Genomic DNA, 15,732 nt, shown 5'->3' on the forward strand with positions numbered 1-15,732 from the left:
ACTGCGACAATTCTTCAACGCGAACGAATGAGGGCGGGCAACTGATGAGTTGTTGCTAGCCTGCATGGGCGTTTTCCAGAAATTTTTACATTTGAAAACCGAAATACACTTCATTAATAAAGTTCCTCGCGATGCTGTAGTGAGGATTGCTTCGGGTCGCTAGCGGCCTGTCGAGACTACCTGTGGCTTTTCCAGCCTCGGCGAGCTGCCACGCTTAAGTGAACGAACGGGTTCAGTCACATACTGCCTACACCAGTCAATTTCTATTGAGATACGATGATCGAAACCAGACTTGCCGCCTTAGGGGAACGCCTAGTAGTCAAAAACCTGATGGAACTCTACCAGCACGACTTTTCCGAGATCGACGGAACTGATCTGGGTGAGGACGGCCGATATGGCTATTACGATCTCGACTACTTTTGGATCCATCCCAACTGGTCAGCATATGTCATTGTCGTTGAAGGCAAGTGGGCAGGCTTTGCGCTGATAAATAATGAGGTACATATCCAGGGCAATACGCTTGCCATCGTCGAGTTCTTTGTGGTTCGAAAGTATAGAAGGCAAGGGGTAGGTAAGCTCGCCGCCAAAGCCATCATGGACGCGAACCCTGGTTCCTGGGAAATTCGAGTTTTGGAACAAAATCTAGATGCCAGTCGCTTCTGGACTGGGCTACTTGATAAACTCTGGCCTGCTAAGTACAGTGAGGCCCTGCTCAACGACGAACGTTGGCACGGTCCAGTTTTTTCTGTCGACACCCAATTGTGAACGGCCAAGTTCCGCCAAAACCGCACATTCCACAATTTAGGATTGGTTAGAGTTATGGATCGTTTCAACGATAGATGACCAATAAGAGGAAGTACATGAACGTCACGTTGGAATCGGTAACTATCAATAATTTTGAAGTTTTGATGGACATGGAGCTGCCGCCAGAGCAGGCACGATTCCTTGCTAGTAATGCTTATTCGATCGCACAATCGCACTACTACGCCGATTGGCGGCCGCGCGCGATTTACCGCGATGGCAGCCCAGCAGGCTTCGCTCTGTACGACGTGACTGGCAATGACGAGCCGGGACACTACGCAATTTATAGGCTTATGGTGGACTATCCTCACCAAAACAAGGGGATAGGCCGCCGTGCAATGGAGTTGCTGTTGGCGGAGATCCGAGGTTTCGCAGATGCACGCCGGATCACCATTTGCTACAAACCTGATAATGTCACCGCACGCAAGTTCTACGCTTCGCTGGGCTTCGTTGAAACTAATATCGATGAACTTGGAGAAATGGTAGCTGAGATCGTGCTTCAATAACTTTCTCAAAAATTTGGTTTTGGTAATATTTCTATAGGTCAACCGTCAACGTCTCCTATGGGTCGAAACCAGCCGGTCGCGACAGACAGGAAACGGCCATAAGCGGTCGTACAAATTTGCTAGATACCGTAGAGTTTAAGTAATTTATCGACATACAGAGGATGGAATGAAAAAGTGCATCGTCGGGCTGGCTTTAATTGTTTTGTTCACCGCAGGTTGCGCAACTACGGTGCCTGCACCCGCAGCCATTCCTGCACCTACTGACATGATTTCTGCACTTCCGGTCGTGAAGATTGGTTCGCCGCCGCTAGGTGAAGGTGAGTTTGTTCTCCATATCCCGGCTAATTCACCCGTACCACTGAAAGTGACCACGCGTGGATCTTTATTGAAGGGCAGCCAATCCCTGACCGGCAGCCTCACATTTGGGCGAGATATTTACATCTACAAATACTGGTCAAGCTATGACCGCAAAACTTGGGAGCTACAAGGAGTGAATTCGATGCAGTAGTACGACGGATGCAGTCCTCCGCTCTGAACGACGTCGATCGAGGGGCTGGCTGCCCAAAATCACCACCAATCGCTTCTAAGCCTACCAATGTACAAACGATTTACCGAACTGCTCGGAGCCATCCCAAGAAGGAATAACGAAGTGCCATTGCATCATTTAAAGCATGATGCTCTCTCAAGGCGGTCTTTCTGTAAAAATCAGCACGCATCGCACCGTTTATATGGCGATAGCCGATACCGCGAAAGATTATGAATCTTGGCGGGTTATCGGAAAAAATCTTTAGAAATAGAATTTTGTCATAGTCAGAGTCGAAGCAGAGCACTACTAGATCATCGTTTCTAATTGAATTTAGCCAATTTAATATTTTTTCACCCAAATCTTCGGGTGGAATCTGGCGAGTGCCTGCGAGTAGTGGTATTACTATATCAAGAGTGAATTGACTGCAGGAGGAGCGCGTGTAAGGTATTTCGGCATAGAACTCTTCAGCGTTTGCGGCCGCTAGTCCGATGCTGATCAGCTCAGGGTTGCGAAATCTGCTGAATTCGGTGTCGAGAAAAACTATTAGCATTTTTGTGCCTTATTTAGTTCAGTGCGCAAACTCTTGCGAATTACTTATGTAAATTTGAAATAGTTACGCTCTGTGAAAGAAGGAAAATTTTGCCGGCGGTCTAAAAAAACGGAAGGTTCTCATACTGATCGCTATGTAATGCGATCCTACAGCCTGTGAAAAAAAGAGGCAATGTAGTGTATTTGCTAAGTGCAATCTTTCACGATTCTAATTAGTATACACTGAAAGAGTGTACGGATCATAGATCCTTCTTTTTGAGATGTTATTAGACTGACAATGAGACTGACGTTAACCTCTTACCAGTAAATTGTCTGCAAGGTCAAAATTTAAGGAAGGCTCCCTAAGGTGAAATTTTTGATGTGGTAATAGAATGTTCAGCGGGGCTATTTTCTCTAATCGCCGCGCCTGCTCTAAAAGGTTGCTTAAATGTTCGAGGGCCATTGGTCAGCGCATTAGTTTTTACACTGGCAAGCCCGGTCCATCTTGCTTTCGACTTTGTATCCGTGTTTTCTGCTACTTGCTCACATATCCGTTGCAGAAGGCCACGATATAAAGTGCGCGGAAGATTTGGTTGGCAACCAGGTGCCACACCGCGATAGCGACTCGTCATCTTCATAGGTCTCGTCGCCTGATTGTTTTTATTTCAATCCTTCATTGAGTGACGAGCCGTCCTAGGTTAGGGAATCAATACGATCTATTAGGTTTTCGGCCGCGAATATATTCTTCCCTAACTTTAGCTTGAATATCGTTCTTTTATCTAATCGGTGCTCAAACACATGGGACTAAGGGCGCGCGTTTAAGCAAATTCGAATTAGCCCATTGGATTCCATCTCATACAAGAGTGGGAATTTTACAATATGCACTGGAGTGCACGTTATGAATTTGCGTTAGATGCCTTTGTTTCGGGCCTACGTCACTCACTCACACACTGCGCGGGAGGTGGTTTACCCCAGATAATGGTTCGATTCCCTCAGGGCGGGCCAGATTCCTCAATACTTTCAAACGCTTGCCGCATTCGCTCGCTGCCTACTCTTTGTACAACGCGCTATTCAATTCGGCTTGTGCTATTCAAATGTCAGTTTTCCGGGTTCCACACACTCCGGCCGCCGGCGATACACGCGCGGCGTGAGCTGACTATCGGCCCAATGCCACTTCTTCTCCGGCATCGGCGTTTGGTCCCTGGCACTTCTCCGCGCTGGCTGGCCAGATGACCGACCGGTTTGGACAGGTTCCTGCCCTTGCCAACCTATCAGCGCGGCAGGCCAGGGAGCTGGGACTGCTGACGAGCGGCACCTGTGGCCGGCATTCCACCCCTCAACGGCCAGCGCCGCCCTGCAGCAGTGTTTGAAGAGCAGGTTGCAGGCCCTGCTGCCCTTGTCTGCTTAACTTGTACAGGCTGACTTGGATGCATCGGGTTACGCCGTCGGGGCGGCTGATCTGTGCGCTGCGGGCATTGGGGTGCGCCACAGCAACCGCTTCCAACAGCACGACATGACGCACAAGATGTGCGGCCCGGACTGCAGCGCCGTGTTCGCCGTGGCCGAGCGGCAGCGCCTGGACGCCAAGCAGACCCGCGAAGCCAGGGCCAAGCTAAAGACGCGCACCGAGCACCTGGCCGATGCCCAGGCCGTGTTCAACCGGTCCATCCGCGCGCGCCGAGGCGCTGCGCTGCATCAGCTGTGGCCGGCACCACACTGGTATTCGAGATGCGGGCCACTACCGCTCGGACGGCGCTCAGCCTGCGCTGCGCTTCCACGAGGACGATGCGGACAAGCAGTGCGTGCCCTGCAATCAGCACAAAGGCGGCAATGCCATCGAGTACCGCATCGCTCTGCGCACGCGCATCGCGACGAGCGGCTCGAGTTCTTGGAGCGCGGGCACCCGCCGGCGAAGTACACGCTTGAGGACGCCTTCAATCTTAGGTCGGCGACGTGCTCTCGGCCAGCCTGAGTATGAAGATACCTGCGAGGTGGTCGAATTTGCGTCTCGCGCTGGCCGCTGCCGGCTCGATCGCGGTCACGAAGAAGCCCGAGGCAGATAACGTGCTCAAGGGGGAAGGACAGGTGCAACGGGATCATCTGGCGGACGATGCGCAGGTGGTCTGCATCGAGCTCAATAAGCGGTATTCGGGAAAGCCAGAGGCGCACATCGACGTGATGGCGGGCGAGGGCGCGTCGGCGCAAGCGATCGTTTTGATAGGCCCGGATCATAGGATCGCGGGCCACAAGTGAGATTACGCTTGACAGCGGCGACGCGTGCTCAGGAAACCTATTGCTCCAATGGCTAGCAGGGTAATGCTGCCCGGCTCTGGAACAAAGGTAGGAATTATATGAGTATAAAGGGTGTCGTAATACCCACCAAGTTCATCTAGCTCCGCAGCAAACCGAGGATTTACTATCCCAACTGAGGCAGAGCCAATATGCTGACCAGCGAAGTCTTGGAAGCCTCCAATGAAAAATATCGAGCTCGTATAGTTTGCCACGTAGCTAAAACCGCCGTTAATTCCTTTCGAGAAAGTGACACCCAAGCTCGTGTATTGGTCGGCCCCGAAGTCGCTGTATATACCAAAATTCGTTGGCCCTTGTCCGCGGAATGAAGTAGTGGCGTAGGTGAGCTGCGTACTTCCATCACCAGCTTGAGGCGCTAACCACATACGAAACGGACGGCCCACCCCATCAATGGAGAGATCTAGATTGAAATATGCGATCGACTTGTCAGTATCGTGCTGGATGACGTGTCCAGATAACGGTCCGTTCAGGTCGTACTGCACATAGCCTGCGGAAGCATTGACGGAAAAAAGTGCACCGGCGGCAAGTGCGATAATTGATTTAATCATTTTATAATTTATAGATATTGGATCGAAATTAAATTCTTGTGGGCCGATGGCTTTCTTACGCTTGACGACGACTGCGAATGTTCAGAAGGCCGAATGCGCCAACAGCCAGCAGTGCAAGGCTCGCTGGTTCAGGAATGTCACTAACATTGGGGCCAATGTAAAGTGGCACAAAGCGGGTATTGAGATTGTCGTAATAGCCGCCCATCTGATCCAGGCTACGGACGAAGTCAGGATTTATTTTCCCAACCGTTGCATAGCCAGTATGTTGACCATCGAATTGCTCATATCCATTTGAGAACATGATCGAGCTCGAATACTTTGCGACGTAATTGTATCTACCGTCTGCACCACGCGCGAAGGCTAGGTTGAAGTACGTCATTTGGTCGCCTCCAAAATCGCTGTAAATGCCGAAGTTCGATGGACCGTTTCCAATGAAATGGGTCTGAGCATAGGTAAGTTGAGTGGCGCCTTCTGAGTGCTGCTGCTGCAAATTGAAGCGGAAGCCAGATGGCGTTCCGTTAATTTTTACGTCAAAGTTGAAGTACGCCATCGACTGGTCGGTGTCGTGTTGGACAAACGTGCCTGTGACGGGTCCAGTCAGCTCATATTGCACGTACCCAGCGGATGCGTTCATTGAGAAAAGGGCGCCGGCTGCGATTGCGATGATGGTCTTGATCATTTTGTAATTGATAGAGTTAGATCGGAGCCAACCGTCATGCAATTCCCGTGCCAGTGGGAAATGCCTATAAGTTTCATGCACTTGTAAAAGCAATAATATGTTACTTTGTTATACTGTAAAGAATACCGACAGTAGCGAAGTCGCGTTCGGGAACAAATTCCACAGCGCCCCGAGCCTGAATCCTTGCTGTGCAGTGAACAAGTTTGAAGGCTAGCTTGGCTCAGCGCCCAAATACCATGCGTTCCAGAAGCAATAGATGAGCAAAGTGTATCTCGCTGCGATGCCGTGCTCCTCCATGCAGGCAATGGAGGAGCACGGGAATCATGGCTGCATCGGTTGCAGAATGCCTGGCTGTCGCGAGGATGCACTCTTGTATTCCCATAGCGTGCGCTGGGGATATGCAGCCTTTACTTCTGATATTGTTGTTTTGTCGCAGGAAACATAGATGACGTCTATTTGCGCCGCTTTGTCCGGATTACCAAGTTCGATGCCATTACGGGCTGCGTTATAGCCTTCGAGTTTGGCATAAATATCTTCCCGGTCCGAACGCGTGTCGACACAAACGACGGCGTTGGTCAAGCCATCAGCTTTGATCCGTTCATACATCTCGAACTTGCTCTGCGTTATATCTCGTAATGCAAATACGAGGAACACGGACATGATTCCAGCGTAGATGATCGAGAGGGCAATGGTTTTACGATAGAGATAGCGCCATCCGCCATGAAACAGCGGGATAGCTGACCCGATGGTGACAACCGCAAGAGGCCAAAAATCAAGATAATAGCGAGGGCCGATGCGAAAACCTGGGTGAAGGGGATAGAAAACGAAGATCAGAATACCGATTGGAAAAATCAGGTCCGCACCCACAAACCGCTTGTTCCTGATAATTTTCCAGAGCGCTGCCAACCAGATCACATGGATCAGGGGACTGGTAAACAGTGCCAATTCTGCGTGGTGTACTGCGGTGTGCCGCAAGCCGATCAGAATGGACGGCAAATCGAAGTACAGGTGGTCGACCGTGCGTCCTGCATACCAGTACACAGGCATCGTAGGGTGACCGGTGATGGCATATTGGTAGGCCAACAATCCAATCAGGAACGGCGCACCGCCAAGGGTGATCAACATCGCTTTGGATACCAGCCGTCCACCGCGGGCCTGCTCCACTGTGACTGCGACAATGACTGCCAGCGCTGCAACGTTGCGAGTTATGCCCAGCATGCCGATACATACCCCGAGCGCGATCAACAGGCCGGTTCGCGGTGACTGTCTGACTTTATGCGAAACCAGCATCGTCAAGGCAGCGAGTGCAGCCGCCGAGGTATGCGAAAAAAGCGATCCACCATGGAACAGGACAAATGGCGAAATGACAAAAAATAAAACGGCCAGCCAGGCTGCTTCGCGATTAGCGCGTGCTTTTACCAGTTCGTACACAGCATAGGCTGCAACGAGTGTGCAGGCACCGTTGGCCAGGCGGCCGGTTGGGAACGAGCCTCCAAACAGGGCCAATATCAAAGGCCAGCCAGGGGGATATTGTGCTACCCATTTGCCGTCCTTGACCCAGATGTAATACGTTGATTGCGCATCACCGAGCGGCGGTGGCGAATTCCAGAGCCGGAGTGCTTTGAACGTGTCGGCCTCGAACAGATACGCATACTCGTCTGCACACCAGGCATGGTTGGTAAATGAATAAAATCCGACAACAGCGCAACATGCCATCGTCAAAATCAGCAGTACGCTCAATGAATACTGCTGTTGCTCAGGAAAACGCGGCGTGCCTGGCAATAGTAACGCGAAGCCCATGCACAACGCTGAAAGCGTGATGATGGCAAAGCTGTCCATGCGTGGCTTGTAGTGACTGCCCAAAAAGACGGCATCGGCATGCAACAGATTGAAATAGATGAATCCCAGGATAATAAACGCGATGGCCATCGCGATGGTATTCCGGTAAGACGCGGGTCGTTCAGCGCGCAAAGCTAACCAGGTCGGCATCGATCAACCTTGCCGCGCGAGATCGCGCATCAGAAACACGGGCACCGCCCGTCCGGCCAGATCATTTGCAATCAAGGCACCAGCCGGTCGTATTTTGCAATCAGCTATGGAACCATTCATCTTCAATACCAATTAATTTCTCCGGTTTGCCGCAGGAAGCGCGTGTGAGGGCACAGACGCGCCATTCCATGCCAAAAAGCGTCTTAAAAAAATTGAAAAATTATAGACTTTTTTGCAAGTTAACCAATGTCTTTTTGTGTTGGCTTGACTTTTTTGTGCTGTAAAGAATGAATTAACAACAGCTTCGCTTTACAGCGCAGCGATCATCGGACCTAGCCTGGGGAAACATGAGTAATTCAGGGGCAGTGATGTCTGAACGACGTCACTGGCGCGCTGTTCTCAATCGACTTTCGATAAGAGTCAGCACGGAGTTGGGGCAAAACCGGAGACCACATGGCGCAGGCGAGCATGCTCCCATGTTGATCAGATGCGAAAAAGGCCGTTTGAGCAACGGCCTTTCAAGTGGTAAGTCGGGCGGCCCGACGCAGTCAAGCCGTGCGATGCTCCAGAACCCGTGTTCCCGTCACGTCACGATGAACTCATAGCCAGCCTGCAACGAGCCGATGACCTGCGCCTGGTTTTCCGCGCTTTCGCTAAATTGCACGACGAGGTCGGCCCTGGTAATCGCATGGCGTTCCAGCGCGCCGAGCCAGTAGGCGAAGCCGGCGGCGTCCGGCGCCCGGTCCAGCACATTCGCGTAGAGCGTCGTAACGAGCGCGGCGTCCGTGGGCGCGGCGCCGTATTGGGTCTTGAATTCGGGCGAATCAACGAATGCCTGCGCCACTGACCGCAATGACTGGCCCTGACCCATTTGCCCGATCCAGTAACCCAGCCCGCCCGCGTCGGGCGTGCGGTCGAATGCGGCCTGGTACAGACGGTAAGCCTCGGCAGGAAAGCCCTGCGTTTCATACGAGATGAAGGCGCCATCGTCGAACGACAGGCGCTCGACGCTGCGCAGGATATCGGTGCCGTCGTAGCCGACCAGGTCTGTCACGGTGATCGCGCCATCACGCAGGCTGACGGTGTATTCGTTGCGCCGGCCTTCCAGCACGAAGGTGTCGATGCCGGCGCCGCCATCGACGATGTCATTCGTGCGCGTGCCGTACAAGGTGTCGTGCGCGTCCGTACCGATGATTCGGGTGGTCGTGGGGAACCGGCTTTCGTACACGTTCACGCTGGCATAGGTATCGTAATAATCCTGATCCCATGAGGCGTCGATGTAGTACCAGCCGGTATAGGCCGCCGTGAACGCTGCGTAATCGTAGCCGTAGGCGCCGCTGCCGTCGTCGGCGGCAATCGCATTGCCAGCATCGTCGTAAATCCGCAGCTGGAAAGGATCGTGGTAGCTGCCGCTTTGCACCGTATAACCCATGCCGGCGGTGGCGTGGAACACGAAGATATCGTCCTCGCCCGCATACGGATCGGTCGTGCTGTAGCGGGCGGTGCGGCCGTAGAACTGGCCGAGTTCGGGGTCCCGCACCGGATCGAGGTCGAGGCGCCAGGCCCAGTTCATTTCCGACCGGGTCAGGTCATCCAGAAAATCCAGCGTGGGGTAGGCGGACATGGCAGGCCTCGGGCATTGGGATGTCCGATTATAGGCTGGGCCATATCCGCCAATCCGCCGACATGGTTACGCTTTGTAAGCGTGCTGCGCTGCGGTCATCACGCTGCGGCCGGGAATGGCTCGGTGCCGTCCCCCCAGGCCGCCAGCGCGCGGCGCAGCAGGCGACGCTCGCGGTGATCGATCATCTGGTCGGCCCGCACGATCTCGAGCATGCCCTTGAGCACCAGCGCGCGCAGCGCCGGATCCTGCACTTCGTCCAGCAGCGCGTCGATCGTCGCCGGCTCGATTTCGACCATGCCAGCAGCGTGGTTCGTGCTGTGGGTCAGCAGATCCTGCGTCAGCTCGCCGGCGGCATCGTCGAACGTGTCTTCGCTCACGCCCAGTACCTCGAGTACGCCGCTGCGGTGCAGCGTCTTGAGCTCCTGGGGCGCCAGGCGGCCGTCGGCGATCATCGCCAGGGCCAGCAGGCGGCTCATGGCCTTGGGACTGTCGGTTGGGTAATTTCTCATTGCTTCCTCGCTTCATGTGAACTGAGTCACCAATATACGGTTGCGCAATGCTAAAGTAAAATCGAATAATCTTTAGCAATTCTCAATATTTTTGGTGGTAACGGCGAATGAATTACAAGCACCTGCAGTACTTTCATGCAGTCGCCACGGCCGGCAGCGTCGTGCGCGCGGCCGAGCAGTTGCACGTCTCGGCGCAGGCAATCAGCACGCAATTGCAGCTGCTGGAAGACCAGTTTGGCGAGGAACTCCTGCGCAAGAAGGGACGCGGGCTGGTGCTGACCGAAGCTGGCAAGACCGTCTTGCGCTATACGGACCAGATCTTCAGTCTCGGCAATGAACTGGAGCAGGCGGTGCGGCGTGGCCTGTTCACCGAGACCGAGACACTGCGAGTGGGCCTGTGCGATGTGATCGCCAAGACGATGGCCTTCCGGCTGCTGCAACCTGCGCGCGATGCAGGGCTCGCCATGCACCTGGTCTGTCGCGAGGGGCGTTTTGGCGACCTGATGGAAGATCTCAGTGCGCACCGGCTCGACCTGTTGATTTCGGACCAGGGTTTGCCGCCCGGTGGCGCCGTGCGTGGCCACAGTCATCTGCTCGGATCGAGCACTGTGACGGTCGTGGCGCATCCCGACGTGTGCCAGCGCTGGGCCGGCGACTTTCCGCAGCGCCTGAAAGGCGCGCCATTTTTGATGCCGGGGCAGGGCGCGGCCCTGCACAGCCAGCTGATGGCCTGGCTCGAGGCGCAGGGCCTGCGCCCGATCGTCGTCGGCGAATTCGATGACGGGGCGCTGCTGGGCGCATTCGCCGGCGCGGGTGCAGGCTTCATGGCGGCGCCAACCGTGCTCGCAGACTCACTGTGCGAACAATACGGGCTGGCGCCGGTGGGTGTGATTGACGCCATTGTCGAGCAGGTCTATGCCGTGACGGTCGAGCGCCGGGTCCACCATCCGGCACTGCGGCGCATCCTGGAACGGGCGCCGCAGGTGTTTGCCTGACAGCTGGCAGCGCGTGTCAGATGCGGTCGCTTTCCTTGCGCACGACGCGGCCGATCACGATGCACTCGTCGCCCTGACATAGCTTGCGGTGGTAGGTGCGCTGGTCAGGGTTGTCGGAGGTGAGCCACCACTGGGCTGCCTCACGCGCCAGGCGCTTGACCACGGCTTCGCCCTCAACATTGAACGCGAACACGGCGCCAGCCACCGGCTTGGTGTCGAGCGTGTTGATGACAACGATGTCGCCGGCGTACAGCGACGGTTCCATGCTTTCGCCCTTGACGTAGATCGCGATCAGATGCGAGGGACTGTACTGGTTGCGTTCCAGCCAGGTGCGGCGCATGCCGAGCGTGCCGCCATCGCGCGCTTCCGGCTCGGCCCGGTACCCGGTGATGCCCGCTGACAGGCGCAGCTTGACCATTGGAATGGGCACGAAGGCATCGTCATCGCCTTCGGCCACCACGCGAAGCAGGTTGGGCAACCCGGGTAGTCCAGGCAGGCCGGGGAGGGCGCCGCCGTCATGTGCCGGACCACCGCCCAGCGGCGCCAGGATCTCCGCCGGAAGACGGCAGCCGGTGACGCGGGAGATCGCCAGCAACTGCTTCAGGTTCGGGCTGTGCTTTTCATTTTCCCAGTGCGAGATATTGGCCTTGGTATGGCCGCGGTCGGTACCGAGTTCGAGCGCAAGACGGGCGCCCAGCGCCGTCCCCGACAAGCCGGCGGCGGTGCGCGCTTCTTTCACCCAGTTAGCAATCATTGTTTGAAGGTCCATATGCGTATGGTAAAGGAAATCTATACATTGAAGTATAGCTTTTCTTTACTGCTGTGGTATAGTTTTCCTATACTTTCACGCATCAGATTGATGTAGCGCAGGGTAGGCGTGGGCTTGCCGGTGCAGGTATCGCCGCAAGAAGAGGGGGAGACACGATGATGATTGAAATACTGCAGCGTCTAATGGACGCCAACCTGGCCGGACTGGCCACCGACTTGACGCCGACAGATATCGGCGCGCTGATCGGTATGTTCAGCGCCTTGCTGAGCACCATCGGCAACTTGCTGTACACATGGCGCAAGGATCGCCGCGAGCAGCGCGACAGCGATGCGGCATGGGCGCGGCGCCAGAAGGAACCTTGATGTCGTGCTGGTTGGCGTGCCTCGCCCGGTCCGGCGACCAGCCCGGCGCGGTAGAATAGCAATCCGCAAGCATATCGATCCCGGAGCAGTTCGCACATGGTTTTTCTCACCGTCCCCTACGCCGAAAAGGACGCCGCCAAGGCGCTCGGCGCCCGCTGGAATCCCACCCGCCGCCGCTGGTATGTGGCCGATGGTGTCGCCACCGAGCCGTTTGCCAAGTGGATCGATGCTGCATCGGTTTCTGCATCGACTTCCACCTCTGCCTCGGCTGGCGGTGCCGCCAGGCCTGGCGCCAAGGCGGGCGCCGGTCGGGTGGACAGCTATCAGGGCAAGACGGTGGTTGGCGTGAATTACGTGGCGCTTGATCACGATTGCAACCCATTCGAGGAATGCCCAAGCTGCAGGCAGACACTGGAAGGCACCCCGTGGTGGCAGGCACGCACCAGCCTGGCGGCGCTGGTCGGTGGTATGCCGGGCACGTCGAGTAGCCGGACGCCCGGCAAGGCGGCGTGATCGCCATACTGCCGCGTTAACGCTAAGATGCAAGCCTGATAATACCTCCCAACGACGCCATGCATCCTGCGACCGCCAGCACGCGCCAGGCCGGCCACGCCCACAGCAACCGGCGACTGGTTGGCGGTATTGCCATTTCGGTGCTGCTGCATGCTTTGCTGCTGTCGCTGCAGTTCGGCGTGCCGGGCAGCGATGCCGGCGGTGGCGGGCCGCTCAGCGTTGTGCTCGCGCCAGCGCCTCTTCCTCTGCCGGCACTTGTACCTGAGCCGGCGCCAACCGTCACTGCTGTGCCGGCGCCAACGGTCCCAACACCTGTCCAGCCGCCGCCGGCGCTGCCCGTCGCCGCTGTCCCGCCAGCGCCGGCGCCTGCGCGCGGCCTGCGGCTGGTCGATCTGCCGCCCCCACCGCCGCCGCTGCCGGTTGCGGAGGTTGCACCGGCCCCAAAGAAACGTCCGCCTCGGCCGGCGCCAGTCGCGCCCAAGCGTGTTCTGCGCGACGTGGCGACGCCCGTGATTGCCATGGAAGCCAACCCGGAATCCGAGTTCGCTGTCGCGGTGCCATTACCCGAGGTTGACGCGGGTCCGCCGCCCACGGTTGTCGAGCCGCTTGAGGCGCCCGAAGAGGTGGCGGCCAGCGAGATACCAATCCCCCCGGAACCTGTCGTGGATGCCGAGGCGGAGCGCGTAGAGCGTGAGCAGGCACTGCAGCAGGAGCTGGCCTTGCAGCGAGAGCAGGAGCAGGCGCGGCTGGCACAGGCACAGGCTCAGGCACAGGTGGAGGCGCAACGCAACGCCGCCGAGGCAAGCAGGCTCGCCGAGCAGCAGCAGCAAGTGCAGCAGCAGCAGCAAGCGCTGCGCGATCAGGAAGCATTGGTGCAGCGTGAACAACAGGCCGCTGCGCGCGATCTGGCTGCACAGCGCGCGGCGCAGGAAGCGGCGACGCAGGAAGCCCTGGCGCAAGCCCAGTTACAGGCACGCCAGCGCGCCGAAGATGCCGCGCAGCGCGTGGTGCAGGAAGCCGCTGAACGGCAACGCAACGAGGAACTGGCGCAGCGCAGGCTGATCGAGGAGCGCGCACGCCAGCAAGCGGACGAACGCCAGCGCAACGAGGAAATCGCACAGCGCAGGCTGGCCGAGGAACAGGCGCGCCAACAAGCGGCCGAACGCCAGCGCGCCGAGGAACTGGCGCAGCGCAGGCTCGCGGAGGAACGCGCACGCCAGCAAGCGGCCGAGCAGGCGCGCGTGGATGCCGAGCGGCTGGCGCGGGGCGCTGCCGAAGAAGCGGCCCGTCAGGCGGCGCAGCGCGTGCAGGCGCAGGCTTCAGGACCGGCTGCGGGGGCAGGCGCAGGACCAGCCGCTGGCAGCGCCGCTGCCGCCGCGCGCACGGACGGCGCTGGCGCTGGCGTGGGCACGGGCAGCGGTGCGGGCATGCAAGCGGGGCCGGGCGCCATGGCTGGCTTGCCCGGCAATCGCGCACGCGAGTTGTTGCGCGGGGTCACGATCCCGAATGTGGACGCCTCCGGCTTGCCGCGCGACCGGCCGGCCGGCAACCGCCGCGTGGTGGCCGACGGCGGCGAGCGCGATGCGCCGCTGCGCTTGTACGTCGACAGCGTGCGCCAGAAACTCGAGCGCAACGCGGTGCTCGGCGGCGCGCGCCTGTCGCTGCGCGACGTACGCATCGATCCCCTGGTGAGCGTCTCGCTGCGCAGCGACGGCAGTATCGACGAGATCACCATCGTGCGATCGAGCGGCCGCGCCGACATGGACGATGCCGTGCGCCGCTTCGTGCGCCTGAACGCCCGCTACGCCGCGTTTCCGCCGAATGTCGCCGCAAACTTCGATGTGATCGAGATCCGCCGTGTCTGGCGCTTTGCCGAGGGACTCAAGCTCGTCGAAGAGATGCGCTGACGTTATCTGGTCGATCGTCGTTGCGTCACCCCTGCAGCTCGACCGATTCCACGACCCGCGCTTGCAGCGGCCCCGTCGCATGCAACAGACACTGGACACCATGACGGACATTTGCCGCCGCCAGGTGCGGTCCGATCGGTAAGCTCAGCAGGGACGCTGCCATCGCGTCAGCGACGGGGCACGACGCCTCGGCTGCCAGCCGGGCGTAGGCAGGTTGCCGGTGGACCGGCACCGGGTAGTGCACGGCAGTCGGGACGCCGGCATGCGCCAGGATGGCGCGCACCTGCTCGCGCTGCTCGACCAGCACCGCATACCCCGCACAGGCGCTGGTGCGGTCGGAGCAGCAGCCAATGACAGGCAAATGCGGCTGCAGCATCTCGTCGTACGCAGCCGCGATGCGGCGGCGCTGCCTGATGTCCCAATCGAACCGTTCCAGCCTGGCCAGCACGATCGCGCATTGGAGCGTCTCCATGCACGCATCGTGGCCAAAACGGTGATGCGCATGGCGCCGCGCCTGACGGCGCACGCGGATGTCGCGCATCGCGCCCGCGAGCGCATCGTCGTTCGTGAACAGGGCGCCGCCATCGCCATAGCAACCGAGCGGGTTGGTCGGGAAAAAACTGGTGCAGCCGATCGTGGACAGATTGCCGCTCTGGCGCCCGCGGTAGGTCGCACCAAAACTCTGTGCGCCGTCTTCGATCACGGCCAGCCCGTGGCGGGCCGCGATGCCGTTGATGGCGTCCATGTCGGGCGGCTGGCCGTACAGCGAGACCGAGATGACCGCGCGCGTGGCCGGCGTGATCGCTGCTTCGATCAGCTGCGGATCGAGCGTACAGGTGGCGCGCTCGATGTCGGCAAACACGGGCCTGGCGCCGACCAGCACGATCGCTTTGGCCGCCGCACTGGCGGCAAACGGCGTGGTGATGACGTCGTCACCTGGCCCGACGCCAAGCGCCATCAGGGCGATCGCCAGTGCCGTGGTGCCAGAGGACGCAGTGATGCAATGGCGCGCGCCCGTGTAGTCGGCCAGGCGTTGCTCGAGTTCGGCGACTTCAGGCCCCATGATGGTCTGGCCGTGGTCGAGAACGGCCTGGATGCGGCTGTTGATCAGGCTGCGCGACGTCTCGTCCTGCGATCGCGGGTCGATGGATTGCATGCGCTGTCCC

16 protein-coding genes are annotated in these 15,732 nt (G+C 58.1%); 9 read left to right on the forward strand and 7 right to left on the reverse strand.

Features of this window, described 5'->3' with window-relative positions; genetic code table 11:
- Positions 1 to 276: 276 nt before the first annotated feature.
- The 5 genes from HD842_RS03950 to HD842_RS03970 all read left to right on the forward strand — a co-directional run bounded on the left by HD842_RS03950 (position 277) and on the right by HD842_RS03970 (position 4,614).
- On the forward strand, positions 277 to 765 hold the full coding sequence (locus HD842_RS03950; protein WP_183551214.1) for a GNAT family N-acetyltransferase: 489 nt from the start codon (positions 277 to 279) through the stop codon (positions 763 to 765).
- 95 nt (positions 766 to 860) lie between these two features.
- Positions 861 to 1,307, forward strand: a complete 447-nt coding sequence (locus HD842_RS03955; protein WP_183551217.1) for a GNAT family N-acetyltransferase — start codon at positions 861 to 863, stop codon at positions 1,305 to 1,307.
- Between the two features lie 166 nt (positions 1,308 to 1,473).
- A complete protein-coding gene (locus tag HD842_RS03960; RefSeq protein ID WP_183551220.1) occupies positions 1,474 to 1,815 on the forward strand; it encodes a hypothetical protein in 342 nt (113 codons plus the stop codon).
- A gap of 2,186 nt (positions 1,816 to 4,001) precedes the next feature.
- Positions 4,002 to 4,424 carry a recombination protein NinG gene (locus HD842_RS24430; protein ID WP_221290116.1) on the forward strand — a complete coding sequence of 141 codons (423 nt, stop codon included), beginning with the start codon at positions 4,002 to 4,004 and terminating at the stop codon, positions 4,422 to 4,424.
- Entirely contained in the window at positions 4,336 to 4,614 is a 279-nt protein-coding gene (locus HD842_RS03970) for a RusA family crossover junction endodeoxyribonuclease (protein ID WP_267875151.1), read from the forward strand. Before HD842_RS24430 ends, HD842_RS03970 begins: the two co-directional genes overlap by 89 nt.
- 2 nt (positions 4,615 to 4,616) lie before the next feature.
- Here HD842_RS03970 and HD842_RS03975 read toward each other — a convergent pair whose 3' ends face one another.
- The 5 genes from HD842_RS03975 to HD842_RS03995 all read right to left on the reverse strand — a co-directional run bounded on the left by HD842_RS03975 (position 4,617) and on the right by HD842_RS03995 (position 10,020).
- On the reverse strand, positions 4,617 to 5,219 hold the full coding sequence (locus HD842_RS03975) for a PEP-CTERM sorting domain-containing protein (protein ID WP_183551225.1): 603 nt from the start codon (positions 5,217 to 5,219) through the stop codon (positions 4,617 to 4,619).
- A gap of 55 nt (positions 5,220 to 5,274) precedes the next feature.
- The gene (locus HD842_RS03980) at positions 5,275 to 5,898 is read right to left on the reverse strand and encodes a PEP-CTERM sorting domain-containing protein (protein ID WP_183551227.1); all 624 of its coding nucleotides are present in this window, start codon (positions 5,896 to 5,898) and stop codon (positions 5,275 to 5,277) included.
- A gap of 321 nt (positions 5,899 to 6,219) precedes the next feature.
- Positions 6,220 to 7,827 (reverse strand): glycosyltransferase family 39 protein, encoded by a 1,608-nt coding sequence (locus HD842_RS03985; RefSeq protein WP_183551230.1) that lies wholly within the window; start codon positions 7,825 to 7,827, stop codon positions 6,220 to 6,222.
- 643 nt (positions 7,828 to 8,470) lie between these two features.
- Positions 8,471 to 9,511 carry a DUF4214 domain-containing protein gene (locus HD842_RS03990; protein ID WP_183551233.1) on the reverse strand — a complete coding sequence of 347 codons (1,041 nt, stop codon included), beginning with the start codon at positions 9,509 to 9,511 and terminating at the stop codon, positions 8,471 to 8,473.
- A gap of 98 nt (positions 9,512 to 9,609) precedes the next feature.
- The gene (locus HD842_RS03995; RefSeq protein ID WP_183551235.1) at positions 9,610 to 10,020 is read right to left on the reverse strand and encodes a TerB family tellurite resistance protein; all 411 of its coding nucleotides are present in this window, start codon (positions 10,018 to 10,020) and stop codon (positions 9,610 to 9,612) included.
- A 107-nt stretch (positions 10,021 to 10,127) separates the two neighbouring features.
- Here HD842_RS03995 and HD842_RS04000 point away from each other — a divergent pair, with 107 nt between their 5' ends.
- Complete coding sequence (locus HD842_RS04000) at positions 10,128 to 11,015, forward strand: LysR family transcriptional regulator (RefSeq protein ID WP_183551238.1); 888 nt, start codon at positions 10,128 to 10,130, stop codon at positions 11,013 to 11,015.
- Between the two features lie 16 nt (positions 11,016 to 11,031).
- Here the strand turns inward: HD842_RS04000 and HD842_RS04005 are convergent, their stop codons facing one another.
- Positions 11,032 to 11,769, reverse strand: coding sequence for an XRE family transcriptional regulator (locus HD842_RS04005; protein WP_183551241.1), 738 nt, complete (start codon positions 11,767 to 11,769; stop codon positions 11,032 to 11,034).
- A gap of 170 nt (positions 11,770 to 11,939) precedes the next feature.
- Here HD842_RS04005 and HD842_RS04010 point away from each other — a divergent pair, with 170 nt between their 5' ends.
- The 3 genes from HD842_RS04010 to HD842_RS04020 all read left to right on the forward strand — a co-directional run bounded on the left by HD842_RS04010 (position 11,940) and on the right by HD842_RS04020 (position 14,566).
- The gene (locus HD842_RS04010; RefSeq protein ID WP_183551244.1) at positions 11,940 to 12,146 is read left to right on the forward strand and encodes a hypothetical protein; all 207 of its coding nucleotides are present in this window, start codon (positions 11,940 to 11,942) and stop codon (positions 12,144 to 12,146) included.
- A gap of 96 nt (positions 12,147 to 12,242) precedes the next feature.
- Entirely contained in the window at positions 12,243 to 12,659 is a 417-nt protein-coding gene (locus HD842_RS04015) for a DUF5710 domain-containing protein (protein ID WP_183551247.1), read from the forward strand.
- A 59-nt stretch (positions 12,660 to 12,718) separates the two neighbouring features.
- A complete protein-coding gene (locus HD842_RS04020) occupies positions 12,719 to 14,566 on the forward strand; it encodes an energy transducer TonB (protein WP_183551250.1) in 1,848 nt (615 codons plus the stop codon).
- A 25-nt stretch (positions 14,567 to 14,591) separates the two neighbouring features.
- On the opposite strand, the gene HD842_RS04025 is transcribed toward HD842_RS04020, so the two are convergent.
- Positions 14,592 to 15,722: a DegT/DnrJ/EryC1/StrS family aminotransferase gene (locus HD842_RS04025; protein WP_183551253.1), complete on the reverse strand. Its 1,131-nt coding sequence runs from the start codon at positions 15,720 to 15,722 to the stop codon at positions 14,592 to 14,594.
- Between the last annotated feature and the right edge of the window lie 10 nt (positions 15,723 to 15,732).

Source organism: Massilia aurea, assembly GCF_014200505.1.
In the GTDB taxonomy this organism is placed as follows: Bacteria; Pseudomonadota; Gammaproteobacteria; order Burkholderiales; family Burkholderiaceae_D; genus Telluria; species Telluria aurea_B.

What these genes read in the sequence shown, in the direction of transcription:
- HD842_RS04010 (WP_183551244.1), top strand. Translation starts at nt 11,940, where the DNA reads ATGATGATTGAAATACTGCAGCGTCTAATGGACGCCAACCTGGCCGGA.
- HD842_RS04015 (WP_183551247.1), top strand. Translation starts at nt 12,243, where the DNA reads ATGGTTTTTCTCACCGTCCCCTACGCCGAAAAGGACGCCGCCAAGGCG.
- HD842_RS03995 (WP_183551235.1), bottom strand. Translation starts at nt 10,020, where the DNA reads ATGAGAAATTACCCAACCGACAGTCCCAAGGCCATGAGCCGCCTGCTG.
- HD842_RS03975 (WP_183551225.1), bottom strand. Translation starts at nt 5,219, where the DNA reads ATGATTAAATCAATTATCGCACTTGCCGCCGGTGCACTTTTTTCCGTC.
- HD842_RS03955 (WP_183551217.1), top strand. Translation starts at nt 861, where the DNA reads ATGAACGTCACGTTGGAATCGGTAACTATCAATAATTTTGAAGTTTTG.
- HD842_RS03950 (WP_183551214.1), top strand. Translation starts at nt 277, where the DNA reads ATGATCGAAACCAGACTTGCCGCCTTAGGGGAACGCCTAGTAGTCAAA.
- HD842_RS04025 (WP_183551253.1), bottom strand. Translation starts at nt 15,722, where the DNA reads ATGCAATCCATCGACCCGCGATCGCAGGACGAGACGTCGCGCAGCCTG.
- HD842_RS03990 (WP_183551233.1), bottom strand. Translation starts at nt 9,511, where the DNA reads ATGTCCGCCTACCCCACGCTGGATTTTCTGGATGACCTGACCCGGTCG.
- HD842_RS03960 (WP_183551220.1), top strand. Translation starts at nt 1,474, where the DNA reads ATGAAAAAGTGCATCGTCGGGCTGGCTTTAATTGTTTTGTTCACCGCA.
- HD842_RS04020 (WP_183551250.1), top strand. Translation starts at nt 12,719, where the DNA reads ATGCATCCTGCGACCGCCAGCACGCGCCAGGCCGGCCACGCCCACAGC.
- HD842_RS04005 (WP_183551241.1), bottom strand. Translation starts at nt 11,769, where the DNA reads ATGATTGCTAACTGGGTGAAAGAAGCGCGCACCGCCGCCGGCTTGTCG.
- HD842_RS04000 (WP_183551238.1), top strand. Translation starts at nt 10,128, where the DNA reads ATGAATTACAAGCACCTGCAGTACTTTCATGCAGTCGCCACGGCCGGC.
- HD842_RS03970 (WP_267875151.1), top strand. Translation starts at nt 4,336, where the DNA reads ATGAAGATACCTGCGAGGTGGTCGAATTTGCGTCTCGCGCTGGCCGCT.
- HD842_RS03980 (WP_183551227.1), bottom strand. Translation starts at nt 5,898, where the DNA reads ATGATCAAGACCATCATCGCAATCGCAGCCGGCGCCCTTTTCTCAATG.
- HD842_RS03985 (WP_183551230.1), bottom strand. Translation starts at nt 7,827, where the DNA reads ATGGCCATCGCGTTTATTATCCTGGGATTCATCTATTTCAATCTGTTG.
- HD842_RS24430 (WP_221290116.1), top strand. Translation starts at nt 4,002, where the DNA reads ATGCCCAGGCCGTGTTCAACCGGTCCATCCGCGCGCGCCGAGGCGCTG.